Below are 26323 nucleotides of genomic sequence, written 5' to 3'. Positions count from 1 at the left end.
TGCAGAACCTTCCCGTCCGTTTCCGCGTGCGCCCCGGCTCCCGGGAGCGGACCCGCGTGCGGCGACCGGACGGCGACCCGGTCCTCCCGTCGCCTGCCGAACCGGACGGATGGCCGTGTGCCGCGGGCCCGTTACGTGCTAACAAGAGGCATGCCTGCCGCCTCCCAAGACGCCTCCCGTGATTCTTCACGCGATCCTCACGCCGCCGATGCCGCCGACGCCGTCCCTGCCGCCGCGTCCACTGCCTCCGGCGGCGAATCCGCCTATGACGCCGTCGTCGTGGGCGGCGGACACAACGGCCTCGTGGCCGCCGCCTACCTCGCCCGCGCCGGACAGCGCGTACTGGTGCTGGAACGCCTGGACCGCACCGGCGGCGCCGCCGTCTCCGAGCGGACCTTCAGCGGCGTCGACGCCCGCCTCTCGCGCTACTCGTACCTGGTGAGCCTGCTGCCGCAGCGGATCGTCGACGATCTGGGGGTGCGCTTCGCGGTGCGCAAGCGCGGGGTCTCCTCCTATACGCCGGCCGTGCGCGACGGGCGCGCCACCGGTCTGTTCGTCGGCGACGGCACGGCACGCACCCGTGACTCCTTCGCCCGGCTGACCGGAGGCGACAAGGAGTTCGCGGCCTGGGAGCGCTTCTACGGGATGACGCAGCGCGTCGCCCAGCGGGTCTTCCCCACTCTCACCGAACCGCTGCCCGGCCGCGAGGAGTTGAGGGCACGCATCGGCGACGAGGCCGCGTGGGAGGCGCTGTTCGAGCGGCCCCTCGGCGAGACGGTCGAGGAGTACTTCGCCGACGACCTGGTGCGGGGAGTGGTGCTCACCGACGGCCTCATCGGCACCTTCAGCCACGCGCACGACACTTCGCTGCTTCAGAACCGCTGCTTCCTCTACCACGTCATCGGCGGCGGCACCGGCGACTGGGACGTGCCCGTCGGAGGCATGGGCGCACTGACCGGCGCTCTCGCCGAGGCCGCCCGCGCCGCCGGCGCCGAGATCCGTACGGGCCGTACCGTGCACCGCATCGACACCGACGGCACCGAGGCCGAGGTCCACTACCGCACGAGCGAAGGCGGCGAAGGCACCGTCCCCGCACGCCGCGTGCTGGTGAACGCCTCGCCGCGTGCCCTGTCCGAGATGCTCGGCGAGCAGCCCGCAACCGCCTCGGGGCCCTCGTCCGAAACCGAGTCCGGGCCCTCGACTGCCGGGCCCGGAACGGCGATCGGCTCCGCCGCCGATTCCCGCCCCGGCGCGGTCTCGGGATCGCAGCTCAAGGTCAACATGCTGCTGCGTCGCCTTCCCCGGCTGAAGGACACCGCCGTCGACGCACGCGAGGCGTTCGCCGGGACCTTCCATGTCGCCGAGGGATACGAGCAGTTGGCCGAGGCCCACCGCCAGGCGGCGGCGGGCGGACTGCCCCGCGTGCCTCCGTCGGAGCTGTACTGCCACTCGCTGACCGACCCCACGATCCTCGGCGCCGAACTCGCCGCCGAGGGCTATCAGACGCTCACCCTCTTCGGGCTGCTCACCCCCGCCGAGTGCTTCGACGCCGGGAGTGCCGCCGAGCGCGACGCGCTGCGCGACGAGGCCCTGGCACGCACCCTCGCCGAACTCGACCGCCATCTGGAAGAGCCCGTCGCCGACTGCCTCGCCGTCGACGCCGACGGCAAGCCGTGCATCGAGGCCAAGACGCCGCGCGACCTCGAAGGGGAGCTGAATCTGCCGGGCGGTCACATCTTCCACGGCGACCTCTCCTTCCCGTGGGCCGCCGAAGGGCACGCCGGACGCTGGGGCGTGGAGACCGCACACGCCAACGTGCTTCTGTGCGGCGCCGGTTCGGTACGCGGCGGAGGCGTCAGCGGAATCGGCGGGCACAACGCGGCGATGGCCGTGCTGGAGGCGTCGGGCGGCAGCGCGGGCGGACCGGCGCGCTGAGAGCGGACCGACGGGTTCACCGAGCGGCCGTACATCACCGTCGCCGCACCGGGCCGCGCATCACCGACCCCCGCGTGCTCTCCCGTCCCTCCCGCAACCCCCGTATCCCGTCACGACTTCTGCCGCCCGTCCCGTCCGCCGCGACCGGCTGCACGGTCCTTCCGGTTGTGCCGGGGCCGCGAGATGCTGCCGTCGGCGCCGGCCGCGTACCGGCGACGACAGCAGCACCGTCGGCTGAGGAGGACCTCGATGAGCGGGCTCTGGAGCACTCAAGGCGTACTGCGACGCAAACCCATCGAGCACATCACGGAGGCCGAGGGAGGCTCCGGGGAACAGCTCACCCGGGTGCTTAGCCTCTGGCAGCTCACGGCCATCGGTGTCGGAGGCATCATCGGCGCCGGAATCTTCGCCCTCGCGGGCACGGTCGCCAACGGCAAGGCCGGGCCGGCGGTGCTGGTCTCCTTCCTCATCGCCGGTGTCGCCAGCGCCGCCGCGGCCCTGTCGTACGCCGAGTTCGCGGGCCTCATCCCGAAGGCGGGCTCCGCCTACACCTACGGCTACGCGGTGCTGGGCGAGATCGGCGGCTGGTTCATCGGCTGGGACCTGCTGCTGGAGTACACGGCGATCGTCGCCGTCGTCGGCATCGGCATCTCCGGCTACTTCTCCTTCCTCGTGGAGTCGGCCGGTGCCGAACTGCCCGCCTGGATGCTGGGAGCGCCGGGCACGGGCCCCGGGCACCGCGTCGACCTGTTCGCGGCGCTGCTGTGCCTGCTCATCGCCTACCTCCTCAACCGGGGCATGCGCAGCGCCGCCCGCTTCGAGACGGTGGTGGTCGCACTGAAGGTCCTGGTGGTGCTGCTCGTCATCGTGGTGGGCTTCTTCCACGTCGACACAGCCAACTACGACCCGTTCTTCCCCTACGGCGTCTCGGGCGCCTTCACCGGCGCGGCCACCGTCTTCTTCGCCGTCTTCGGGTACGACGCGATGAGCACCGCGGCCGAGGAGTCCAAGGACTCACAGCGGCACATGCCCAAGGCGATCGTCTACTCGCTGGCCATCGCGATGACCCTGTACGTACTGGTGTGCCTGGTGCTGACGGGCATGCAGAAGTTCTCCGACATCGACAAGGAGAGCGGCCTGTCCTCGGCCTTCCAGTCGGTCGGTCTCGGGGCGATCGCCGACGTCATCGCGGTAGGCGCGATCATCGGCATCCTCACCGTGATGTTCACCTTCATGCTGGGCGTGACCCGGGTGTGGTTCGCCATGAGCCGCGACGGGCTGCTGCCGAAGTGGTTCGCGAAGACCCATCCCACGCGGCACGTGCCCACGCGCGTCACCTGGATCGTGGGCGTGGCCTCCGCGGTGATCGCCGGGTTCCTGCCCATCGAGGAGGCGGCCGAACTCACCAACATCGGCATCCTGCTGGCGTTCGTCGTGGTGTGCGTCGCGGTGATCGTGCTCCGCTACCGCCGCCCCGATCTGCCGCGCACCTTCCGCACTCCCGGCATGCCGTTCGTGCCCGCGATAGGCGTGGTGTTCTCGCTGTGGCTGACGACCTTCCTGGCGTGGCAGACGTGGGTGCGCTTCGCCGTGTGGTTCCTGCTCGGGCTGGTCGTCTACTTCGGCTACTCCTACCGCCGTTCCGAACTGGCCAGGCAGCAGCCGCCGGGGCCTGTGAAGGACGTGCAGTAGCGTCGCCCGTATGAGCGATGAAGTCCGAACGGTAAGGGCCAACGGCATCCGCATCGCCTACCGCACCTGGGGCACGGAGAGTTCCGGCGGCACCCCCGTCGTGCTGCTGCACTGCCTGGGCGAGGACGGCGAGGACTGGCGCGGCCCGCTGATCGCCCAGCTCGCCGCCGCGCACCCGGTCTACGCCCCGGATCTGCGCGGGCACGGCCGAAGCGACCGGCCGGGGGAGTACGGGCTCGACGATATGAGCGAGGACGTCCGCTGCCTGCTGGACGAACTCGGCCTGGAGCGCGTCATCTTGATCGGCCACTCCCTCGGCTCCGTCGTCGCGGGCGTCTTCGCGGGGCACCATCCGGCGCGGGTGGAGCGGCTCGTATTGGAGGAGACCGCGGCGCTGCTGCCGCTCGACCCGCCCCGAGAGATCCCCGAAGTGCCGCCGGGGCCGCAGTCGTTCGACTTCGAGGTCCGAAGGCAGTGGAACCGGCAGCGCAACGAGCCCGACCCGCGCTGGTACGAGCGGCTGGCCCGCGTCACCGCGCCCGCTCTCGTCGTCGGCGGTGGACCGGGCAGCCATCTGCCGCAGAGCGACATGGCGGCCATCGCCGAACTGCTGCCGAACGGCACCTTCGTCACCATCGAGGACGGCGGGCATCTGGTGCACGAGCAGCGGCCGAAGGAGTTCGCCTCCGCCGTGCTGGGCTTCCTCGCGGGGTAGGGCGAAACGAGGGGAGCTGGCCGGGGAAGGACGAAGCGACCGGAGAGGCCGGAGAAGCCGGAGAGGCCGGCGCCTCCCCGCGCTGACGCGTCTCCGGTCGCGGTCTTCGAACTCCGCTGCTGTGCCGTCGAGTTGACGTGCCCCGGCCCATCACGCCCGTATCCGCAGGCACATGTCCGCCTCGCGTGCCGTGTACCCCTCGTGTACCGCCGTCGCCGCGGTGCCCACCGATGAGTTCTCGACGCCGCCGGGGTCGGCATGGACACCGACCCATCGACTGCACACGGAGGACGGCATGGCCCTGGATCTCTTCGTCGGCGTTCCCGTCGCCGACTACGCCGCGGCATTCCCTTGGTACGAGCGGTTCTTCGGCAGGGAGCCGTCGTTCCTGCCGAACGACGTCGAGGCGGTGTGGGAGGTGGCCGAGCACCGTTACGTCTACATCGTGGAGGACCGCGAACGGGCAGGGAACGCCCTGGCGTTGACCTTCGTCGACGACCTGGACAGCCGGGTCGCCGAGGTGGCCGGGCGGGGCATCGAGCCCGCAAGGCAGGAGACGTACGAGGGCGGCGTGACCAAGGTGATCTACCGGGACGCGGACGGCAACGAGATCAGCCTCGGCGGCGGTGCGGGCTGACGCCGTCGGCGGACGCGGGACCGGGCGCAGCCGGTGACCTGCCCGCCTCCGATGACGTACGTCGCACGGCACCGCAAAAGCACCCTAGAGTGAATGGTTGAACGACCAATCACTTCTGGAGGACGATCCGCGATGGCTGAGCCCGAGGGAACGGCATTGGAGGAACTGCGCACCCGGCGGGAGTCGTTGCGCGCCCGCTACCTGGTCGAGGTTCCCGACCGGCCGGCCACCACAGCACGCGGCGTCCACCATGTCGCGTTCATCTGCCGCGACGTTGAGGAGACCATCCGCTTCTACCAGGAGCTGCTCGGCTTCCCCCTCGTCGAGGTGGTGGAGAACCGCGACTACCGAGGCTCGACCCACTTCTTCTTCGACATCGGCCACGGCAACCTGCTCGGCTTCTTCGACTTCCCCGGCCACGACCACCCGCCGTTCGCGGAGACCGTCGGCGGCGTGCAGCACCTCGCGCTCTCCATGGACGACGAGACCCACTCGGCGGCCCGCAGCGCGCTCGACGCGGCAGGCATCGAGTACGCCGGACCCGACCGAGGCGTGGACGAGAGCCTGTATCTGCGCGACCCCAACGGCGTTCCCGTCGAGCTGTACCGGGAGCGTCTCGGGGTCTTCAACGGCCGCGAGATCATCTGACGGGGCGTCGGCGGGCCGTGTGCCGGGCAGAGACCCGGGCAGGGCACGGTCCGCCGATGCGATCCCGGGTGCGATCACCGTTGCGATCCGGGGCGCAATCTGCGGCGCCGAAGCCCTGTCGGCCGCCCTCGCGCGGTCGTTACGCTGAACTCCCTTCCGAAGACAGACAGGAGGAGCGCACGTGGCCGAGCGCACCACCACCAGCACCGTGACGAGGCCGGACCTCGATCTCACCAACGCCCGCTGGCAGTCGGGCACCCAGGAGATGGGCGGAGTGGAGATCGCCTTCGTCGAAGGGTGGATCGCGATGCGCAACGGCCGCACTCCGGAGATCCCGGCGGTCATCTTCTCGCCGGGGGAGTGGAACGCTTTCGTGCTCGGCGCTCGCAACGGTCGCTTCGACCTGACCTGACCTGACCTGACCTGACCTGGCTGACTGACCTGATCTGGGCGGTACGGGGCGGGGACGGGCCGTACGGAGGCGGCGGCGCCGGGACCTGGGACACAGCGGCGGACGAAGCCGGGCGCCCTGCCCGGCCCGAGCCGCGTGATGGGAACGTAACCATGCTGAGGCGCCCCGGAGGAGCCCTGTGCCACGGGACGTACCATGTCGGCATGTCGTTCCTCCGCCGTCGCAGCGCGTCCGTCCCCGCCGGTCCGGACTTCGACGTCCTGGCCATGGACCCGACCGACTGGCCCGGCAACCTCGGAGCGGGCCTGCTGCCCGCCCCCGACGGCACCTGCCAGGGCGTCTTCCTGCGCTACGACCTCTTCGGCGGGCGCGGCCCGGCCATGATCATCGGCAATCTGCCGGAGGGCTCCCCGGCCCGCGAGGTGACCGGCAGCCAGGTGCCCTTCGAGGTCGCCCAGCTCATGGCGGCGCTGGAGAACGACGAACCGGTCGAGGTCACCGGCGTCGAGGACGACCCGGTGATGCACGAGGACAACCTGCTGATCGTGCGCCGTGTGAAGTGCTCCGAGGAACGCATCTCCTGCGTCCAGTTCGACCGCAGCGACGGCGTGCTCGTCACCATCGCGAGCTGGGACCGCCCCATCACCAACGATCTCTACGCGCTGCTGAAGCCGCTGCCCGCGGAGATGTTCCAGCACTGACACCCCGCGCCCGCGTACGTACAGGCGAGAGGGCCCGGCCGCCCGCGTCCGGCGCCATGAAGCGCCGAACGCGGTGCCGGGCCCTCTCCCCGTGGCTCCTGCGGGCCGGTCCCCGCTACGACGAGCCGGTCACCCGCACATCGTCCGCCTTGACGAACGCCACCCGGTGCCCGAGCTGGATCTGGTAGTACGTGAGATCGCCGCGCACCACCTTGAACTTCTCGGCGTCCGGGTCGAACTCCTTGGCGTAGAGGTACTCGCCCCTCGTCTTGAGACCCGCGGCGTACGCCTGCCCCGCCTTGATCTTGTACGGCAGCGGCGAGAGCTCCTGCGCCGGCACGCCCTCCGGATAGGCCTCCTTCTCCGGGTAGGCCCGCCCGTAGACGGGGACCTCGTCCTCGCCCGCCTTGGGAACGACCACCTTCCCCCGTGAGGGCACGGCGGTGGGCTGCTTCTTCGGGTTGTGGAACCAGGCCTTCTGGCCGAGATACCAGATGGCGGTCCAGTCGCCCTTGCGGCCCGCGAGCGCGTACTGCTGGCCCGTACTGGCGCGTGCGCCCGTGTCGTTGACGCCGGTGGTGGACTTCTCACCACCGGGGTGCAGCCCCACGTCCTCGACCAGCGCGGAGTCCGCGTCGGGCTCGGTGTGCAGCCGGACCGCCCCCGAACCGTGCGACGGGCACGGCTTGCCCGAGTCGTCGCACTTGGTGTACGTGGGCCGGTTCTTGTCGTAGTCGGGCCGGATGGTCACCAGCTTGCCGTCCGCTCCGTCGCCCGCGAACGGGCGGCCCAGCAGCGCGAAGTAGTGCCGCCAGTCGAAGTACGGGCCCGGATCGGTGTGCATGCCGGGGATGTTGGCGGTGGTCACACCCGGCACGTTGTCGTGCCCGAGGATGTGCTGCCGGTCCAGCGGGATGTCGTACTTCGCGGCCAGATAACGCACCAGCCGTGCCGACGAGCGGTACATCGCCTCCGTGAACCAGGCGTCCGGGTCGGTGAGGAAGCCCTCGTGCTCAAGGCCCACGGACTTGGCGTTGACGTACCAGTTCCCCGCGTGCCAGGCGGCGTCCTTGGCCCGTACGTGCTGGGCGATGTGGCCGTCGGAGGAGCGCAGCGAGTAGTTCCAGGACACATACGTCGGGTCCTGGATCAGGTCCATCACGGTGTCCCAGTCGCCCTCGGTGTCGTGCACGACGATGTAGTCGATCGACGCGGAGGAGGGCCGCCGGGTCTTGTCGTGGTTGCCGTAGGTCGGGTTGCCGTCGTCGTCGGTGTACTCCTCGTAGGGCGCGGGCAGCCACTCGCAGGAGACGCTGCTCGGGCACTCGGGCTTCTCAGCCCCCTCCGCGGACTTCGCCGACGAGCGCAGCCCCGACTGCTTCACCTCGTCCACCTGTGAGGCGTCAGCACGCAGCGACGGATCGGCCGCGAGCCGCACCCGCTGACCCGAGTCGGTCGTGCGCTGCTCGCCCTCGCGCATCACGTCGAACACATCGTCCGCGAACGCCTTGGCGCTCCCGCGCTCGGATGCGGCAGGGAAGGCGGCCACCGCGCCGTACCAGTCGGCCGGGTCGGAGCCGAGCGGACGGCCCAGCTTCTTCTGCGCCGCCGCCAGCAGCGCCGCGCCGCCGCGCAGATTCGCCGCCTGCGACTCGCGCAGCTCCTTCTTCGGCAGGCCCGTCAGCTTCGCCGCCCGGTCCGCCGTGCGCAGCCGCCCCGGCAGACGCCCGCTCTCCGGCTTCGCCGAACGGCCGCCGTGCGACGCGGACTTGTGAGGCTTGAGGGCGGGGCGTGCCGTGTCACCGCGGGCGTCCTCCGGCTTCGCGGAACCGGACGCCTCCGGGTGCGAGAGCGGAGCGGCGGCCCCGGAGTCCGAACGCGCCAGAGCGGTACGGGCATCGGTCAGATGCATCGGCCCGTAGCCGCCGGAGACGCTGGGAGCCCCGCCGTGGGAGTCCCAGCGGGACTGGAGATACGACACCCCGAGCAGCACGCTCTCCGGCACGCCGTACTTGTCGGCGGCGTCGGCGAACTGCTGCTGGAGACGCGAGGTGCCGCGCTGTTCGGCGTTCGCATAGGGGCCGGCGGCCACCAGCGGAACCAGCAGCGCCGCCGCGGCGACGCCGGTGCCGGCGGCCCACAGGGCACGGGAGCGAAGACCACGTGGCAGGCCGGGCCGTGCCGGCGTGCCCCGTGCGGGCTGTCTGTGCGGGTCCGGAGCGTCATGAACCGAACCTGAAGATCCGGGTGATCCGGGCAATGCGGCCTCCTCGGTCTGGGCTCGTCGCATACGGGTGCGAGCTGGCCTCAGAGGTATCGGTTGCCCGACCGTCCGTCAATGACCGTGCAGCGAGGAGAATTCGCACGTCAGCGTGGTGCGTTGAGGGACGGCGAACAGGGGCGCCGCCGTCGTGCCGTCGTGCGCCGCCGAAGCGGCGACCGTACGCGGGCACGACCGCGGGGCGCCACCTGTACAGACCGGTGACGCCCCGCAGGTGACGAGCGGTCACCACCCCTGGAACCGCTCGCCCGGCCGTCGCCTACCGCGTGCCCACCGCCGCACGCACCGCGCGCCGCGCGAGGCCGCAGTCGTCGTGGAGCCGCCGCAGCAGCAGCCGCTGCTGTTCGCCGGTGGCCATGGCGCCCGGCCGCTCCTGGCCGCCGCCCGGAGGAGCGACAGGGGCGGGGTCCTTTATCGTGCGCTGGATCGCGGTCTCGTACATCCGGATCTCACGCGTCAGCACGAGCATCAGATTCACCAGGAACGCGTCGCGCGCCGCGGCGCCCTGCGACTGGGCGAGCTGACTGATGTGACGCCGGGCGATCGGAGCGTCGCCGAGCACCACCCACAGCGTCGCCAGGTCGTACCCGGGCAGATACCAGCCCGCGTGCTCCCAGTCGACCAGGGCCGGACCGGCGGGCGCCAGCAGCACATTGGTCAGCAGCGCGTCGCCGTGGCAGAACTGCCAGTGGCCGCCCGGACCTTGGGACTGCGCGGCGCCGTGCGCCTTGGCGATGCCGTGCAGCAGCGTCTGGAGGTCCCCGAGGTCACGGTCCGTCAGCAGGCCCTGCTCGTGGCAGCGGGTGAGGCGCGAGGGATAGTCGATCGGTCGCGTGAAGGCGGAGGCCGGAGGCTGCCAGAGATTGACCTTGCACAGCGTGGCCAGCGCGGCACGCAGATCGGCACGCGGCGGGGAGTCCAGCAGATGCCGCCGTAACGCCGCCACCCGGCCCGGCATGCGCTCGATCACCAGCACGCACTCGTCGGGATCGGCGGCCACCAGCCTCGGCACGCGCACCGGGGGACGGTGCCGTACGAAGGCGCGATAGGACGCTATTTCGTGCCGGAAGCGCTCGATGGACGAAGTCGCCTTGTCCACGAGGCACTTGGCGACGACCGCGTTGCGCCCGGCCGTCCCCGACACCAGTACGGAACGGCCCGCCCGGCGCAGCACCTGCACCGGATGGAACTCCGGGCAGATCCGGTGGACTGAGGCGATGGCCGCGCGAAGCTGCGCACCGTGTGGGCCGGACAAGTCCAGTCTCCCGCTGACGGATTGGGAACCGGCGCCTGCCGTGAGCCGCTTCTGCACGGTGCCGCCCCCGCCCCTGGGGACGGACGTCCGCGGCACGGAAGGCGCCGCGGTGCCGGCTGCGCCCGTACCGCCTCCGTATGACGGGGCGCCGAACGGCCGGGGCGGTGCTGACACGGCGGACGTCGCTGGATGCATGGTGAGCGGAATCCCTTCGTACGCCGGCGGGTCGCGCCCCCCCTGGCGGCCCCGCCCGGGACGGCTGTCCGCACCCTGGGGAGTGCGGGCCGGCCCCGGACGGGACCGAGTGGGTGGCGCGTTCCTACAGGACACCCGCGTGCGGGTGGCACACCATCTGGCGGACCCTGGCGAACCCTGGCGAATCCTCGCAGGGCAGTTGGGCGGGGGTTACTGTCAACTCAGCCGAGAACCTGGGGGCTTGACGTGACCAAGGGACCCAACACCCGTCTCGCGGACCTGTTCGGCCTCGCCGGATGGTCCAAGGGCGAACTCGCGCGGCTCGTCAACCGGCAGTCCGTGGCCATGGGCCACGCGCAACTGTCGACCGACACCTCGCGCGTGCGGCGTTGGATCGACATGGGGGAGACCCCGCGCGATCCCGTGCCGAAGGTGCTGGCGGCTCTTTTCACCGAGCGACTCGGCCGTGTCGTTACCATCGAGGACCTCGGGTTCAGCAAGCCAGGGCAGTCGGCCAGACGCCAGCAGTCCGGACTTGACGGGCTGCCGTGGGCGCCCGAGCGCACAGCCGAGGTCCTCACCGAATTCACGGGAATGGACCTCATGCTCAACCGACGCGGCTTGGTGGGCGCGGGCGCCGCGCTCACAGCAGGATCGGCACTCAGCAGTGCCATGTACGACTGGCTCCGCGGCGACCCGGGCTCCGCCGCCGGTGTCCTCCACCCCGGCCACACCGCCCGCCCGGGCCCTCCTCACCACGCGGACCTGGCGGCCGTCGACAGGTACGACGCCGCACCCGTGGGAGCGCAGGAGATCGAGGCCCTCGAACACTCCGTCGAAGGTCTTCCGGGCCTGGGACGCCGCACGCGGCGGCGGACTCCAGCGCAAGGCGGTCGTCGGCCAGCTCAACGAGGTCGGCGGCATGCTCGCCTACCGCCATCCCGACCGCCTTCAGCGGCGGTTGTGGGGCGTGGCGGCGAACCTCGCGGTGCTCGCGGGATGGATGTCGCACGACGTCGGCCTGGAGCCCACGGCGCAGAAGTACTTCGTCATCGCCGCGCACGCCGCACGCGAAGGCGGCGACAGGCCACGTGCGGGCGAGGCCCTCTCCCGGGCGGCCCGCCAGATGGTGCACCTCGGCCGCCCCGACGACGCGCTCGACCTGATGAAACTGGCCCGTACGGGATCGGGCGAGGAGACCCTGCCGCGTACGCGGGCGATGCTGCACACCATCGAGGCGTGGGCCCAGGCGTCGATGGGCCGGGGACAGGAGATGCGGCGCACTCTCGGCGAGGCGGAGGAACTCTTCGCGTCCGACAAGGGCGATGTGCCGCCGCCGAGTTGGATGCAGATGTTCGACGAGGCCGATCTGCACGGCATGCAGGCCCTGGCCTTCCGTACGCTCGCGGAGCACGAGCCGTCGGCGGCGGGCCCCGCCGAGGTGCATGCGAAGCGCGCACTGGAGCTGCGGGCCGACGAGCGCCAGCGTTCCAAGATCTTCGACTGGATCTCCCTGGCGTCGGCCTGCTTCATCGCGGACGAGCCGGAGGAAGCCGACCGCTACGCCCGGCTCGCTCTCGTCAGCATCGGCGAGAACTCCTCCCACCGCACCTGGGACAGGCTGCGCGAGATGTACCGGCTCACCGGCCAGTACGCCGGGCACGGCCTCGTGGAGGATCTGCGTGAGGAGATCCACCACGCGCTGCCCAGGCAGCCCAGGCCTCCGAAGCTCTCGGGCGAACCCAAGCCGGCCCGGCTGCCCGGGGGCAGGGGGCTGCGCTCGGTGTGAGCGTCAGCAATCCCCGGGCGGGCCGGGCCGGTTGGGGGACCGGGTGTTACGTGCTGCCACGGCACCGTCGGCGGCGGACGGCCCACGGGCGAGAGGCGGCGGCGCGTAGGACCACGCGCAGGCCGGGGCCGGTCAGGCCCGACCCGTGCCCCGCGCGGCAGGCGCCCCCGGGTCAGCGGTGCAGATAGCGCTCCGCCACAACTGTCGGATATTCCACGGGCGTTCCGCTCTCCACGGACCACGCGAGCCGTATGTACTGGGCGTGCGTCCACGCCAGCGGCGTCGCCGACCTGGTGCCCTTGCCGGACTTCTCGCGCGGCACCGGCGGCCGGTCGTCCCAGACCTGTTCGGGCAGCATCAGCGTCTCGCCCGCCGTGCGTGCGATGTCGCGCAGCCGTCCGGCCGCCGACTGCCGGTCGCCGCAGAGGAGTTCGTACTCGCCGCGCTCGCCGGAGAAGATGGGCCACACACGCCCGTACGTCGTCTTCACCTCGGGCCGGTCGACGATCCACGGCTGCCCGTCGGGCTGTTCGCCGTAGCCGTCCCCGCTGTAGCGGTGCCAGTGCCTGCCCGAGGGGGTGTCCACGGCGAGCTCACGGTCCACGACGGTGAGCGAGTTGCGGATCACCGGGTCGTCGGCGGGCTTGATGCCCAGCCGCACCAGTTCGAGGAACCCGGCGTCGACGACGGTGCGCTGGTCGGCCTTGCCCTCGTTGTTGTTGCCGAGTTCGTACTCGGTACCGGAGTCGGGCTTGCCGTCCTTGGTGAGCCGCAGATAGTAGGGCTTCGAGGAGTGCGGGCCGTTGGTGCTGACCGTCCAGCCGTCCAGCGACTCGCGCCACTCGTCGGCGGCCTCCAAGTACCGGGCGGCGTCGGCCGCTTGGCCGCCGCGCTGCATCAGGTCCGCGAGACAGACCAGGCCGGCTATGGCGGAGGCGATGGTCGACGGGGAGTATCCGCTCTGCTCCTCCCACCTCTCCTGCGGGCTGAAGGGCGCCTTGTAGCCCTCCTCGCTCTTGAACTTCAGCACGAAGTCCGCGCCGCGGCGCAGATGCTTCAGCGTCTTCGCGTCGTGCCGGTCGAGCATCCAGGCGAGCAGCATCGGCGCGGTCGTCTCGTCGAGCTGGATGTTCGTCCAGAACGGCGTGCCGTCCACCTTGTGGTTCTGCGACCAGTGCCCGTCGTCCATCTGGCTGCGCAGCAGATGGTCCATCGCACGGTCGGCGGCGTCGTGGTCGCCTGCCGCGAGCAGCCCCGTACCGATGTGGTAGAGGTCGCGCGCCCACACCAGGTGGTACGAGCCGGTCTCGGGCGCGATGTGGCGGTCGGTGCCGAAGGCCCACGGCATCGAAGGCGAGGCGATGAACGCGCCGGGGTTGAGCTTGTCCTCGCTGGCCGCCAGCGTCACGACGGAAGCGGTGTACAGGGCACGGTCCCCGGGCGCGCGCAGACTTCCGGGAGTTTCACGCAGCCCGGCGAGATAGTCGCACCAGCCGCGTTCGTAGGCGCTCGCCGCCGCCTCGAAGCCCTTACGCAGCGAGCGCCGCGCGTTCCGCACCGCCTCCGCGGGCTTCTCGCCGAAGCCGAGCACCACGGTCTGCCGGGTGCGCGTCAGACCGTCCATGCGCAGCCGTCCGGCCTGCACCACGTTGCCGGGGCCGGCGGTGGCGTAGTGGTGCTTCAACTTGCCGTTGTTCTCGGACAGTTCGCTCCAGCCGTCGTTCACGCCGAGGTAGCCGACGGTGGACTCGGCGAAGCCGTCCCGCGCGGCCAGCGCACTCGCCGCGTGCCTGTCCTCGGCCACCAGCATCCCGTCCCGCGGGAAGGCGCTGTCGTCGTTGCCCTCGCCGGAGAGCGAAGGGTCGTGCAGCACGAACACCTGGAGCGGGGCGCCCGTCTCGGAGCGCACCTCGACGTCGACGAGGACGGCGGAGCGGCCGGGGTCGGTGACGTAGCGCGTCACCGCGCACCAGCCGGTGCCCCTGCTGGTGAGCCGGTAGGCGGGCGCACCGCTCTGCCCGCAGAGTTCAGTGCGGGTCTCGGCGTCGCTGAGACGCTCTACGAAGCTCTTCCCGTCGGTGATCACAAGCTGCGTCTGACGGCTGGCGGGGGTGCTGAGATCCGGGTAGTACGTCTCGCTCATCCGGCCGCCCTGCAAGGTGAACCACACGTGGCTCTCCTTGGTGCGGGAGGTGCCGAATCCCGTCTTGTCGGCCGGTGCGAAGCCCGCGTCGTCGCCCGGCCCTCCGGGTGCCTCCCCGGAGGGCTTGGCGCCTCCCGTGCGGGCGCCGTCCTCGGCCGCCCCGGCCACGCCGCGGCGAGCGGCACGGGCGCGGCGATCGCCGACGCGCCGACGAGCGCGGCTCGCAGGAAGTTCCGACGGGAGTTCGTAGGCACGGGTCCTCCAATTGAGGAGAGCAACGGGCGGTCCACACAGGCTCGCGCCCTTGATTCACCGATGAGTTCACCGCATGAAGCCGTCAGGCCGGACGGCCGGGCTTCGGGTGTGCGAAAGCTTTGCGGTGGAGCAACGTGACGTCAAGAGCGAGTGATTCGACTCCAAGAAATGAACGCACACGGGCGTTTTCTTCTGCGCCGCCCCACATGTGGCGGTAGCACCGCGAGCCCGAACCTCCCCTGACGCAGGGGAAGTTGAGGTGAGTTGACGACCCCGACCCCGACCCCGATCCCGGCCCCCATCCCGATCCCAGCCGAGGGTCTTCGTGCCGCAGCCGCCGAAGGCCCCGTCAGCCGCTCACCCTGGCGACCAGCACACAGGCGTCGCTCTCGCGTTCCCCGCCGAACTCCTCGACGACGGTACGCAGGCACTCCTGCGCCGAGCGGGCCTGCGCGAAGCGCGGCCCCAGACGCAGCAGCCGCTCCGGTGCGGTGCGCGGTCCGCCGGGAGAGCCCGACTGCCCTGCCAGCGGCTCCAGTCCGTCGGTGTAGAGCACCAACACATCGCCCGGACACAGCACTTCGGTGCTCTCGCCGTACGCCGCTCCGCACGCGGCGCCCAGCAGCACGCCCCTCGGCGGGCTCAGCGCCCGGCCCGTACGGCCACGGAAGACCAGCGGCGCCGGATGGCCCGCCTGCGACCAGACGAGGGTGCGCTCACGAGGGTCGTAACGGCAGCACACCGCGCTGCCGAGAGCGGGCTGAGCGGAGGCGTCCAGCAGCCGGTTCAGATGCCCCATCAGGGCGCCGGGACCGACCCCTGCGAACGCCATGCCGCGCACCGCCCCCAGCAGCATCGCCATTCCGGAGGCCGCGGCCACGCCGTGCCCCGTGAGGTCTCCCGCGGACAGCAGAGTGGCGCCGTCGGGCAGGTCGAGCGCGTCGTACCAGTCGCCGCCGATCAGGGTGCTCGCGGCGGACGGCAGATAGTGCGAGGCGATGTCGAGGGCGCCCTCGCCGCCTGCGCGGCCGTGACCGTCGTACGGAACCCGCCGGGTGCCTTGCCAGGGCGGGAGCACCGACTCCTGGAGCTCGGCCGCGAGACGGCGCTCGGCCTGTACGTCCGCGCCTTCGTCGCGCTCGTACGGGTGGCGCCGGTCGCGCCTCCGGGGCACGCTCCGGCCCATCTCGCGCACGGCGAGTTCGCTGCGGCGCAGCTCGCTGACGTCGCGGACGACCGCCCACATCGACGCCGTACCGCCCTGGCCGTCGAGCACCGGCTCGCCCAGCAGATGGAGGCTGCGCACGGCGCCGTCCGGACGCATTATCCGGAACTCCTGGTCGATGGGCCTGCCGTCCACCAGGCAGTCCGTCACGGCGGCGGCCAGCGGCGGCTGGTCGTCGGGGAGCACCCAGGAGGGCAGCTCGTCGAGGGAGAGTGGGCCGTCGTCGGCGGTCCGCCCGAAGATCGCGTACAGCTCCTGCGACCAGGACACCTCGTCGGTCAGCAGATTCCACTCGGCGCTGCCCGCCCTGCTGGTGAGCGTGCCGGTGGCCGTGCCGGACGCATATACGCAGTCGCCCGCGCTCCCGGCGTCCTCAGCGCCGTCTGCGCGGTCCGCGTTCCCCGTGCGGGCTTCGGTGCCGGCGCCGTACGCGGCCGTCTCCGCGTCGTAAGGACCGCAAGGGCCGAGCCCTGCCTCTCGTAACTGGCCGAGGTGTTCGCCGAGGTCGTCGAGCTGGTGGGCGGCGAGATCGCACAGCGCGCGCTGCCAGCGCCGGGCGGGCTCCTCTGCCTCGTGCCCGTCCTCGTCCGACGCTCTCGGACGCACGGCGTCGATGCTGCCGCGAAGCTGCCGCGCCTGTGTGATGAGGTCGTCCAGCACGCCTCGCGGTGGAGGTGGGGACACCGGGCGGTCCGCATCGGTGTGGGAGGGCATCGAGATCTCCGGATACGCGAAGTGAGGGCTCGGTTACGACTGTTGCACAGCCTGCGACGGGCCGTAAGTGGTTTCCCGATACCCGTTCCGGTGGTGCTGGGGACATATGTCGCCGCATGCCGGGGCAGGTCCGGGCCCCTGCGGGCCTGCGCTCCCGGCGTCCGCCGGGAGCCGTCCGCCGCGGGGGCGGGTGGCACGGGCGGTGACTGACGGTAGGCTCCCGCTCCGTACCCCCCGTACCGGCATTCCGCTTTTACGCCGCCGGGCACCGTATGCCGCCGCGCACCCAGGAGTAGAACGAAGCTCACCGGCAAGGATGCTGGTCAACGGAAATCCCGTTGCCAGTCGAACACCCCGCACCGGATGCTGACCCTTATGTTCGCCGATTCCGTCGATTCAGACATAGCGCCCAGCGGTACGCTGCTCGGCCTCCTCCAGAGGGGCCGCGGCGACGGCACGCTGCACGCGCTGGCGGCGCCGCGCGCCGAGGCGCTCGCCGCGCTGCGGCACTGTGTGCTCCACGACCCGCGGCGGGACTGGCAGATCGAGCACCGTTCCCTTTACTACGCACGGCTCCACATGGAACTGGACGCCTCGCTCGACGACATCGAGGAACATCTCTTCGCACCCGAGGACGGCCTGTCCTCGGCAGACGAGTGCGAGGCGCGCACCGGCCTGGCCCTGTCCGTGCTCGGCCACCTCGCCTCGTATGAGAACGCGGCGGCCATGGAACTGCTGCGCCGCTACGCCACATCCGGCGCCAACTGGCAGTGGGCGCTGGACGAACTCGCCGTCCGCGACGAGGACTCCGGGCTGCGACTGCTCGGACCCGCCGTGCTCGCCCGGTTCCCGCAGACGCCGGAGGGCGACGCCGAACTCGCCGCGGCGGCACGGGACGCCTTCGAGCCCCGCCCATGGCGGCTGTGGGCCGAGGACCCGGACCGCCCGGAACAGGCCGAACGGCTGCGACGGGTGCGCGAACGAAGCTGTTTCGACCGCTGGCAGCGCCAGCTGCACTCCGAGGGCCCCCGCCCCGGCTGGAGCGTGCGCGAGGTCCTCGCCTGGGCCCAGGACGGATACGAGCAGCATCCACGCGTACCGCGCGAGGGCGCCGCCGCCCGGTGCCTCTCCGCGGTGGCGGGACCGGAGGACCGCGAGGAACTGCTCGCCGCCGCCCGCGGCCCCTACGAGGCCGCCCGCGCCGCGGCGCTGCGCCACCTCGCCGACCGGGGCGACCCCGAAGCACTCGACCTCGTCGAACTGGCCGCCGCCGACCCGTGCGAGACCGTCTCCGGTGCCGCGCTGTGCGCGTTCGCACGCATGCGGAGCACGGCCGCGATCGTCCGCGCCCGCCAGTGGGCCGCCGCGCCCGAGGGGTCGCTGCCCGAGTCCCTGACGGCCGTGGCCGCCGAGATGCTGGCGTGCTGCGGAGGGGCACAGGACGCCGGTGCCGTACTGGGCGCGCTGCGCCGCACCGTACGCAAGGAGGGACCCGACAGCGACGCCCTGTGGCCGCTGGTCGACGGCGTGGGACGGCTCGGCGTCGACAGCGCGGCTCCCGTGCTGCGGCACATCTACCGGGAGACGTCCTCCTCGCAGTTGCGCGGTCGCGCGGCCGGTGCGCTCGCCCTCACCGATCCCTCGTTCCCGGCGGGCTTCGCCGTGGAGTGCCTGTGGGACTGTGAGGAGACCACCCGTGCCCTCGCGGCGGAGTACGCGGCTACGGGAGACGAACGGGTCGTCGAACGGCTGCGCAGGCTCGCCTCCGATCCGGCCGAGGAGGCCGGTGTGCAGAGCGCGGTGCGAGGCAGGCTCAGCCCGGAGAGCGGACGTTGAGGACCTGCGGGCCCGCGGCGGCGCCGCCGCGGACGTGAACTGTCGCCGCCGGACCCTTCCCCGCCGGACGACGACGCCCCGCACGTGACTCGCCCCGGCCGCGAGGGACTTGCCGTCGTCCGACGTGAACTGCCGTAGCGGGGCGTGCAGTCGGAGCCGCGCGCTGGTCATGTAAGCGACATCAGGGCCCGTTCCGGGCGTTGTCGGTGCCAGCGCATAGTGTGTCCGTCGTGACTGAGCACGCCCCGCCGATCCTCCCGTCCCCGGCCCCCGGCCCCGCGGCCGACGAGGGGCTCGCGCGGCGGCTTCGCGCCCTGGCCTGCACGGCTCCGCTGCACGACCTGGACGTCCGCAAGGCCAACCTCGCGGGGGAGTACAGCACTTACGCCATGGCGGAGGTCGCCCTCAGCGCCATCGACCTCGTCACCCTCCAGATGGACTTCGACACCGGTGCCGACCACGAGGACGTCGTGGCGAGGCTGCTGCCCCGCGTCGCCGCCCAGGCGCCCTCCAGGCCCGCGGCCGAACACGAGCGCGTGGCCCGCTGGGTGCTGGAGAACCTGCTGAACGTGGGCAGCGTCGACCGCGGATTCCGCGCCGTCTACGGCACGTTCGGGCCTGAGGGCTCCTATGTGCGCCGCGACTACGACTTCAAGCTCATCGAGGAGGTCCCAGGGCCCGGCGGCAGCGTGTATCTGCGTACCACCGACGAAGCGGTCAACGTCCTCGTGGGCGCGCTCGACACAGACGTCACCAGCGCCCAGATCGCGGCCGAGGTCAAACTGGAGGTCCTCGTCAGCCGCGGGCGCCTCGCCGACGCCCAACTCGCGGCCGAACAGGCCCGCTACCGCACTGTGCAGTACGCCGAGACGCTGCGCCGCACCCTGGAGGCCACCCGCCGGGACGTGCGCGCCGTCGACTGGCTGCGCGGCGTCCCCGACATGATCGGCGAGGCCCTGGACCACGTCGCCGAGCGCTACCGCCATGAGAACGCGATCCTCACCAACATCCGCCGCGCCCGCGACGAGGCCGCCACCGAGCGCGGCCCCGACCACAGGCGCCGCGCGGCCGAACTCGTCGACATCGTCAAGGACTGCATCCGCCGCCACACCCAGCTCCAGTCGCGGCTGCTGGCGGCCGGGCCGCTCTTCCGCGCCGAGCAGGACCGCCAGGCGTTCGCACCGCCCGCCGCCCGCGCGGGCATCGACCTCTACGGCCAACTCCTCGCGCCCGTACTGCCGTTGCCCGTGGAGCGTGCCGTAGCGGTCACCGACGCCTTCTTCGTGCGGGGCGCGGGCCTGCGCACCCCCGGTGCCGTACGGCTGGGCGACCTCACGGAGATCCTGCTCACGCCGCCCGCTCCCCGCGAGCACCTGGGCGCGGAGATGCCGGAGCCGGATCTGATCGCGACCCCCGACGACAGCCGGTTCAGCGAAGAGCAGCTCGACACGGCGATGGAGCTGCTGGACCTGCCCGCCGACGCACCGCGCAGGCTCTCGGGGCTGCTCGCCGACGCCAGGCGCCTCGATCCCGAACTGCCGTACCTCGTCAGCCTGTTGGCGGTTCATGCGGCGAGCCCGCCGGTGGGCACGGCGCACCGTCAGGGCGAGCGGCGGCTGCTGTTCGCCGTGGACGACGGCGCGGAGCTGGAGGACGAGGAGTTCGGAGGAGCCGACCTGATCGTCGGCACGGCCGAACTGGACGTGGGGGGTGCGCCGCCGGGCCACGACGGCCGGGACGACCACGAGGAGCGCGGGAGCCACGAGGGCTACGAGAGCCACGAGGGCTACGAGAGCCACGAGGGCTACGAGGCACGGGACACCCGAGAGGGGGCGGCATGAGGCACCGGACGGCGACGGCCACGGCGGGCACCACGGTGACCGGCCACGGCCATGACCGGCACGACGACGGCGACCGGCACCACGACGACCGGCCCCACGACCGGCACCCCGACACCGGCACGACGATGCCCCGAGGCGCAGGAGCGACGCACCAGTGACCGACCACCCCGACGAGGACGCCGCCCTCCCCTCCACGGGCTCCGTGACCCCGACCGCTCAGGAGACCGCGCAGGGCGATGCCTCCGCCTCCCGCGCGCCCCAGTCGCCGGTCACTCCCGCCGACACCGCGGACGCCGCACGCCTGGTCTCCTTCGGGCTGCATCCCAAGCTGCTCCCCGCCCGCGACGCCGAATACGCGGGCCTGCTGCGGCGCTACCGCGACGAGCCTGCCTTCGCCCGCCTCGCCGACGCGGTCGCCACCGGCCTCGGCCTGGTCGTCCTGGAGGTCTCCACCCGCGCCGGAATGGCGCTCGCCGCGGACGAGGACTCCGTCTTCGCCGTCCGCATGGGCGACTACGCTCGCCGCGCCAACGCCGACTCCGCGGACCGCTTCCTGCACGGACTGGCTCATCTGGCCGTCGCCGCCATGGCCTTCCCCCGCCCCGAAGACCTCGCCGACGACGCCTACATCGGCCGTATCACGGTCAACGGAGTGGACTCCTTCGTCCGTCAGGCGTGCAGGCGGCTGGCGGAGCGCGCCGAGGAGGCGGGGGAGAACGCCGACCCGGCCACGGACGCTCCAGGGCTGGAGGCCGCCTGGCGGGTCTACGCACGGCGCAGCGCCACCGGGGCCACCAAGGACGCCCGCAGGCTTGCCGGTTCGACGACCGGCATCATCGGCAAGGCCGTCGCCTTCCTCGTCGACTCCGGGTTCCTCCAGCGCACGGGCGACGACGCCGGAGGCACCTACCGCACCACGGCCCGGTACCAGCTCCAGGTCCGCGACATGGCGGGCAGCGCGGCCATGTCCGAGCTGCTCGAGCTGGGCGTCGTCCCCGTCAGCGACGGCACGGCGACGCTCGTACCGCCCACGGACGGCGACGACTTGGAGGTCGCGGCCGACGCGGGCCTCCCGTTCCACACCTGACCGACCACCCCGACCACAGCACAGGCCGCCCCGACCGACCCCTGACCACCGAGAGCCCCGCCGCCATGTACGAGCTGTCCCGGATCCGTCTCTACTCCATCGGCCCGGCCGGTGCGCGCTACGCCGACACCGTTCTGGATCTGCGCGGAGTAGGTGGCCCGGTGCCCAGCCCGGCACCCGCCCAGGCCGACTTCTTCGAGGACGAGCCCCGTGAGCCGCCGCGCCGACCCGCTCCCGCCGGGGTGCTGTTCCTGGAGAACGGCGGCGGCAAGTCCGTCCTGCTGAAGCTGATCTTCTCCGTGATGCTGCCCGGCCACCGCAACACCCTCGGCGGCGCCAGCTCGGGGGTGCTGCGCAAGTTCCTGCTCGCCGACGACTGCGGTCACGTGGCCCTGGAGTGGCAGCACACCCGTACGGGCGAGACCGTCGTCGTCGGCAAGGTCAGCGAGTGGCGCGGACGCCAAGTCTCCAGCGACCCACGGAAGTTCGCCGAAGCGTGGTACTCCTTCCGGCCGGGCCCCGGCATGAGCCTCGACTCGCTTCCCGTCGCCGAGTCCGCCGCGCTGCGGCCCTCGTCCGAGGGCGCCTCGTCCGCGCGTGGCCGCCGCCGGACCATGAAGGGCTTCCGCGACGTGCTGACCGAGACGGGAAAGGCGTACCCGAATCTCGACGTCGCCTGGGAGGAGGTGCACGAACGCTGGACGGAACGCCTCACCGGCCTCGGCCTCGACCCCGAACTCTTCCGCTACCAGCGGGAGATGAACGCAGACGAGGGCGAAGCCGCGGGTCTCTTCGCCGTGAAGAACGACTCCGACTTCACGGATCTGCTGCTGCGCGCCGTCACCGACACCCGCGACACCGACGGCCTCGCCGATCTCGTCCACGGCTTCGCACACAAACTGGGCCGCCGTGCCGAACTCACCGCGGAACGCGACTTCACCGCCGGTTCCCTGGATCTGCTGCGCCGCATCGCCGAGGCCGCTCAGCAGCGCGGTCGCGCCCGCGACATCCACACCGCGGCCGAGGGGCGCGCCCGCGCGCTCGTACGCCGGCTGTCGGCCCGGGGCAGCGCCGAACGCGGGCACAGCGAGGAACTCGCCGGTCAGGTCGCGGACGCGGAGGAGGCCGTCGCACAGACCGGTACCACCCGCGAGCGCTCGTCCCTGATCGCCGCCGAACTCGCCTACCGGCACGCCTCGTTGGCACTGGAAGGAGCGGAGAAGGCCGCCTCCGCGCAGCGCCGTGAACTGACCGACGCCCGTACGCTGCACTCGGCGTGGCAGGCCGCCGAGACGGTGCTCGCCCACCGCACCGCGGCCGACCGTGCCGCGCGTCTCTCCGACGCCATCCGTGAGGCCGAGCGGGACGCGGCGCCCGCCCTCGCCGCACGGGCCACCGCGGCCGCCGACCTCGTACGGGCCCTGCACGCCGCCGCCGAGGAGGCAGAGCGCACCGCCGCCGAGGAAGAGGAGCGTTCGGCCACCCTCCAGACCGCCTCGGAGGAGGCGCACCGGGGCGCGACCGCGGCCGCCACCGACGCCCAGCGTGCCCGCAGCGAGACCGGCCATCTGCGCCAGCGCCTCGCCGAGGTCGAACGGGAGACCGCGGAGGCCGTAAGAGCAGGCTGGATCGAGACGCCCGAGGACGGCGGCGACACCGATCCCGCCGCCGCCGCGCTCGCGGCCGGGGACGCCGAACGTGCCGCCGCCGCTGCCTGGGAGGAGGCACGCGAGGTCGCACGCCGCGCCAACGAACGTGCACAGGAGGCGAGTTCGGAGCTGTCCCGCGCCGAACTCGCCGCCGCCCGCGCCGAGGACGCCGCCGAGGCGGCCTCCGCCGCCCACCACGCCGAGGTCCGTACGGCGCAGGACCTGGGCACCGAGGAACGCCTCGCGGAACTCCTCGGGCTGCCCCGACAGGCTCGCCGCCAGAACGAGCGGGGCGAGGAGGCCCCGCCCGCCGCAGCGGGCGCCCCTTCCGTGCCGCCGCCCCGCACGGCACGGCGGCACGGGACCGACGGCGCCCTCACCGGCGGCGGCTCGGCCCACGGCGCCCTCACCGCCGAGGAGTTGGACGCCGCAGGCGACTCCCTCGCCGAACTGCTCGACGACGCGGTCACCGGCTGCGAACGGCACCTCTTCGAACTGCGTACCGCAGCCGCCGAGGACTCCCGGATGCTCGGCGCCCTCGGCGACGGCGGCCTGCTGCCGCCCGCACCCGACGTCACGGCGACCGTCGAATTCCTCGGCGAGCACGGCGTTCCGGCCCTTCCCGGCTGGCGCTATCTCGCCCAGGCCGTCGACCCGGCCGACCACGCCGACGTGCTCGCCGCCCGCCCCGAGCTGGTGGACGGCGTCGTCATCACCGACCCCGCCAGCCATCGGCGTGCCCAAGAGGCCCTGGCGGGCGCCGCGTTGCTGCCCCGCTCCGCCGTGGCGGTCGGCACCGCCGCGGCCCTGCTCGCACCCGTACCGCGCGGCGGCGACGCCCGTCGTGACGACGTCTTCCTCGTACCGCCGAATCCGGCCATGCACGACGAGCAGGCCGCCGACGAGGAGCGCCGTGAGCTGCGTGCCCGCGCCCTCGCCCGCGACGAGGAGATCCGCGCCCTCGCCGCCCGGCTCGCCGCCGACCGCACGCTCGCGGCGCGGCTCGCCTCGTGGCGTACGGGCTGCCCACCGGGACGCCTCGCGGAACTGGCGGCGGCGGCCGAGTCCGCCCGCGAAGCCGCGGAAGCCGCCGGCGCCCTTCTCGCACAGGCCCGTACGGCACATGACGACGCGAAGGCCGCCGCGGCGGACGCCGCCCGCGTGCGCGACGAACGCCAGGAACAGGCACAGCGCGCCCGCCGCTCCGCCGACGCCCTCGCCGGCCTGGCCTCACGCCTGCGCGAACGCAGCGGATGGCAGACCCGGCTGCGCACACTGGCCGAGGAGACGGCCGAGGCCGAGGAGCGCGCCGCGACATGTCTGACCAGGGCACGCTCGGCCGACGAGGACAGGCGTTCCGCGCAGCGGGCCGCCGACGACGCCCATCGCACCGCACGGGCACTGCGTGCCGAACGCGCCCAGATCGCAGGCGTCCCCGACGACATCGACGAGACACTGCCGCCGCCCGAGGGCACCTCGCTGCCCGCCCTCCGTGAGGCGTACCGCTCGGCCTCCCGGCTGTACGAGAAGGTGGGTGTCGGCGCCGACCTCCGCGCCGAGCAGGCACACGCCGAGAGCGACGAGTCCGCCGCCCGCGCCGCCCTCGACCGGCTCACCAACAAGGTCCGCACCCGCGCGGCGCAGTTGCTGGACGGCCCCGACGGCGCGGACGGCCCCGCCCGCCAGGCCGCCGCAGCACGCGCCGAGTCCCGGGTGCAGATGCTGGAGTCCCGTGCCGCCGCCGCCAGTGAACAGCTCGGCAGGCTGCGCGGCGAGGCGGAGCGGCTGGCCCCGCCCGAGGGCGACCGCCATACGAGCCTCCCCGAGGGCATGGAGCCCGCCGACGCGGAGGAGGCCCAGCGGCTGCTGCGTACGGCCAATGCCGAACTGGCCGCTCACAGCGACCAGTTGGAGGAAGCCCGTACGGAGCACGCCGCCCTGCTGCGTGCACACCGCGCCGCCGAGGAGTCCGCGGAGGCGTTCGACGAGACCGCCGCGCTGCTGCGTGATCTGCTGCGCGACCCCCAGCAGCCCGCCGCCGAGGAGCCGGGCGAGAGCCCCGAGCCCTACCCCGGGAGCACCGCCGACGCCCGGCAGGCCGCCGCCGAGGCCCGCCGTTCGCTGCGCGGCTGCGCCGCCGACCTCTCCTCCGCCGAGCAGGCCGTGCGTGAGGCGTCCGACGTGCTCGTACGCCACGCCAACTCCTCCCGCTACGAACAGGTACGCACCCCCGCACGGCAGCAGATCCGCGAACTGCCCGCCGCGGCGCTGCCCGACCACGCCGCCGCCTGGGCCGAGGCGTTCGCGCCGCGTCTTCGCGTACTCACCGACGAGCTGGAGCAGTTGGAGCGCAACCGCGACAGCATCGTCGACCGCCTGCGGGGCCTGGTGGAGTCGGCACTGGCGACGCTGCGTTCAGCGCAGCGCCTCTCGCGGCTCCCGGAGGGCCTGGGGGAGTGGTCGGGCCAGGAGTTCCTGCGCATCCGCTTCGACGATCCCGACCAGGCGGTCCTCAGCGAACGCCTCGGAGAGGTCGTCGACGAGGCCACCCGTACCGCCGTGGCGAAGAACTCCGACCTGCGCAGGGACGGAATGTCCTTGCTGCTGCGGGGAGTTCACGCCGCGCTGCAACCGCGCGGGGTGTCCGTGGAGATCCTCAAGCCGGACGCGGTGCTGCGTGCCGAGCGGGTGCCGGTCGGTCAGATGGGCGACGTCTTCTCCGGCGGCCAGCTGCTCACCGCGGCCATCGCCCTCTACTGCACGATGGCGGCGCTGCGCGGCAACGACCGCGGCCATGAGAGGGACCGGCACGCCGGGACGCTCTTCCTCGACAATCCCATCGGCCGCGCCAACGCCACGTATCTTCTGGAGCTGCAACGGGCCGTCGCCGATGCGCTCGGCGTCCAACTGCTGTACACCACCGGGCTGTTCGACACGACGGCGCTCGCGGAGTTCCCCCTCGTCATCCGGCTGCGCAACGACGCGGACCTGCGGGCCGGGCTGAAGTACATCAGCGTCGAGGAGCATCTGCGGCCCGGACTGCCGCAGCAGGACCCCGAAGAGGAGCCCGTGCACGGCGAGATCACCGCGACACGGATGTTCCGCAGGCCCGAACAGCACGCGCAGGAGCCCCGCGTACCGGCTCAGGCGGACGGTCAGCGCGGGGAGTCGTGATACGGGCGGCAGGGAAGCGGCGGGAGCCGATCACTCTGCCCGGGTCGCCTGGCCGGGGCGCCGCTGTCCGGCTCTCGCGCCGCAACTCCCGTCCGTACACGGCCGGTTGACCCACGCGGAAGGCGCCCTGGCCGGTCCC

16 protein-coding genes and 1 pseudogene are annotated in these 26323 nt (G+C 72.5%); 13 read left to right on the top strand and 4 right to left on the bottom strand.

Features of this window, described 5'->3' with window-relative positions; genetic code table 11:
• Nucleotides 1–150: 150 nt before the first annotated feature.
• The 7 genes from MMA15_RS00970 (at nt 151) to MMA15_RS00940 (ending at nt 6740) form a co-directional block, all read left to right on the top strand.
• Nucleotides 151–1935 carry a phytoene desaturase family protein gene (locus MMA15_RS00970; protein WP_241057037.1) on the top strand — a complete coding sequence of 595 codons (1785 nt, stop codon included), beginning with the start codon at nt 151–153 and terminating at the stop codon, nt 1933–1935.
• A 249-nt stretch (nt 1936–2184) separates the two neighbouring features.
• The gene (locus MMA15_RS00965; protein WP_241057036.1) at nt 2185–3627 is read left to right on the top strand and encodes an amino acid permease; all 1443 of its coding nucleotides are present in this window, start codon (nt 2185–2187) and stop codon (nt 3625–3627) included.
• Between the two features lie 10 nt (nt 3628–3637).
• Nucleotides 3638–4342 (top strand): alpha/beta fold hydrolase, encoded by a 705-nt coding sequence (locus MMA15_RS00960; protein WP_241057035.1) that lies wholly within the window; start codon nt 3638–3640, stop codon nt 4340–4342.
• Nucleotides 4343–4514: 172 nt separating this feature from the next.
• Nucleotides 4515–4979, top strand: a complete 465-nt coding sequence (locus MMA15_RS00955; protein ID WP_241057034.1) for a VOC family protein — start codon at nt 4515–4517, stop codon at nt 4977–4979.
• 132 nt (nt 4980–5111) lie between these two features.
• Entirely contained in the window at nt 5112–5627 is a 516-nt protein-coding gene (locus MMA15_RS00950; RefSeq protein WP_241057033.1) for a VOC family protein, read from the top strand.
• 181 nt (nt 5628–5808) lie between these two features.
• Entirely contained in the window at nt 5809–6039 is a 231-nt protein-coding gene (locus tag MMA15_RS00945; RefSeq protein WP_241057032.1) for a DUF397 domain-containing protein, read from the top strand.
• Nucleotides 6040–6242: 203 nt separating this feature from the next.
• Entirely contained in the window at nt 6243–6740 is a 498-nt protein-coding gene (locus MMA15_RS00940; protein ID WP_241057031.1) for a hypothetical protein, read from the top strand.
• Between the two features lie 115 nt (nt 6741–6855).
• On the opposite strand, the gene MMA15_RS00935 is transcribed toward MMA15_RS00940, so the two are convergent.
• A complete protein-coding gene (locus MMA15_RS00935; protein WP_372498158.1) occupies nt 6856–9030 on the bottom strand; it encodes an N-acetylmuramoyl-L-alanine amidase in 2175 nt (724 codons plus the stop codon).
• A gap of 250 nt (nt 9031–9280) precedes the next feature.
• On the bottom strand, nt 9281–10471 hold the full coding sequence (locus MMA15_RS00930; protein ID WP_241057030.1) for an aminoglycoside phosphotransferase family protein: 1191 nt from the start codon (nt 10469–10471) through the stop codon (nt 9281–9283).
• A gap of 246 nt (nt 10472–10717) precedes the next feature.
• Between MMA15_RS00930 and MMA15_RS00925 the strand changes: the two are divergent.
• Nucleotides 10718–12260 (top strand): annotated as a pseudogene (locus tag MMA15_RS00925) (DNA-binding protein NsdB).
• 172 nt (nt 12261–12432) lie between these two features.
• Here MMA15_RS00925 and MMA15_RS00920 read toward each other — a convergent pair.
• Nucleotides 12433–14571, bottom strand: a complete 2139-nt coding sequence (locus tag MMA15_RS00920; protein ID WP_241057029.1) for a glycoside hydrolase family 15 protein — start codon at nt 14569–14571, stop codon at nt 12433–12435.
• Nucleotides 14572–15007: 436 nt separating this feature from the next.
• The gene (locus tag MMA15_RS00915; protein ID WP_241057028.1) at nt 15008–16597 is read right to left on the bottom strand and encodes a PP2C family protein-serine/threonine phosphatase; all 1590 of its coding nucleotides are present in this window, start codon (nt 16595–16597) and stop codon (nt 15008–15010) included.
• Between the two features lie 375 nt (nt 16598–16972).
• On the opposite strand from MMA15_RS00915, the gene MMA15_RS00910 reads away from it, so the two are divergent.
• The 5 genes from MMA15_RS00910 to MMA15_RS00890 all read left to right on the top strand — a co-directional run bounded on the left by MMA15_RS00910 (nt 16973) and on the right by MMA15_RS00890 (nt 26184).
• On the top strand, nt 16973–18433 hold the full coding sequence (locus MMA15_RS00910) for a HEAT repeat domain-containing protein (RefSeq protein WP_241057027.1): 1461 nt from the start codon (nt 16973–16975) through the stop codon (nt 18431–18433).
• A 230-nt stretch (nt 18434–18663) separates the two neighbouring features.
• Nucleotides 18664–20274 (top strand): hypothetical protein, encoded by a 1611-nt coding sequence (locus MMA15_RS00905; RefSeq protein ID WP_241057026.1) that lies wholly within the window; start codon nt 18664–18666, stop codon nt 20272–20274.
• Nucleotides 20271–20432, top strand: a complete 162-nt coding sequence (locus MMA15_RS00900; RefSeq protein WP_241057025.1) for a hypothetical protein — start codon at nt 20271–20273, stop codon at nt 20430–20432. The genes MMA15_RS00905 and MMA15_RS00900 overlap by 4 nt, the downstream gene beginning before the upstream one ends.
• A 44-nt stretch (nt 20433–20476) precedes the next feature.
• Nucleotides 20477–21361 (top strand): hypothetical protein, encoded by an 885-nt coding sequence (locus MMA15_RS00895; RefSeq protein WP_241062901.1) that lies wholly within the window; start codon nt 20477–20479, stop codon nt 21359–21361.
• Nucleotides 21362–21426: 65 nt separating this feature from the next.
• Nucleotides 21427–26184 carry a coiled-coil domain-containing protein gene (locus tag MMA15_RS00890; protein ID WP_241057024.1) on the top strand — a complete coding sequence of 1586 codons (4758 nt, stop codon included), beginning with the start codon at nt 21427–21429 and terminating at the stop codon, nt 26182–26184.
• The last annotated feature ends 139 nt before the right edge of the window (nt 26185–26323 follow it).

Origin of the sequence: Streptomyces marispadix, from assembly GCF_022524345.1 — a bacterium.
GTDB lineage: Bacteria > Actinomycetota > Actinomycetes > Streptomycetales > Streptomycetaceae > Streptomyces > Streptomyces marispadix.
Note: the sequence above shows the minus strand (reverse complement) of the source record. Positions and strands in the feature narration are given on the sequence as shown.

Excerpts from the sequence above, each read along its gene's own strand:
- MMA15_RS00965 (WP_241057036.1), top strand. The coding sequence starts at position 2,185 with ATGAGCGGGCTCTGGAGCACTCAAGGCGTACTGCGACGCAAACCCATC.
- MMA15_RS00890 (WP_241057024.1), top strand. The coding sequence starts at position 21,427 with ATGTACGAGCTGTCCCGGATCCGTCTCTACTCCATCGGCCCGGCCGGT.
- MMA15_RS00915 (WP_241057028.1), bottom strand. The coding sequence starts at position 16,597 with ATGCCCTCCCACACCGATGCGGACCGCCCGGTGTCCCCACCTCCACCG.
- MMA15_RS00935 (WP_372498158.1), bottom strand. The coding sequence starts at position 9,030 with ATGCGACGAGCCCAGACCGAGGAGGCCGCATTGCCCGGATCACCCGGA.
- MMA15_RS00910 (WP_241057027.1), top strand. The coding sequence starts at position 16,973 with ATGTTCGCCGATTCCGTCGATTCAGACATAGCGCCCAGCGGTACGCTG.
- MMA15_RS00930 (WP_241057030.1), bottom strand. The coding sequence starts at position 10,471 with ATGCATCCAGCGACGTCCGCCGTGTCAGCACCGCCCCGGCCGTTCGGC.
- MMA15_RS00950 (WP_241057033.1), top strand. The coding sequence starts at position 5,112 with ATGGCTGAGCCCGAGGGAACGGCATTGGAGGAACTGCGCACCCGGCGG.
- MMA15_RS00955 (WP_241057034.1), top strand. The coding sequence starts at position 4,515 with ATGTCCGCCTCGCGTGCCGTGTACCCCTCGTGTACCGCCGTCGCCGCG.
- MMA15_RS00940 (WP_241057031.1), top strand. The coding sequence starts at position 6,243 with ATGTCGTTCCTCCGCCGTCGCAGCGCGTCCGTCCCCGCCGGTCCGGAC.
- MMA15_RS00960 (WP_241057035.1), top strand. The coding sequence starts at position 3,638 with ATGAGCGATGAAGTCCGAACGGTAAGGGCCAACGGCATCCGCATCGCC.
- MMA15_RS00970 (WP_241057037.1), top strand. The coding sequence starts at position 151 with ATGCCTGCCGCCTCCCAAGACGCCTCCCGTGATTCTTCACGCGATCCT.
- MMA15_RS00900 (WP_241057025.1), top strand. The coding sequence starts at position 20,271 with ATGAGGCACCGGACGGCGACGGCCACGGCGGGCACCACGGTGACCGGC.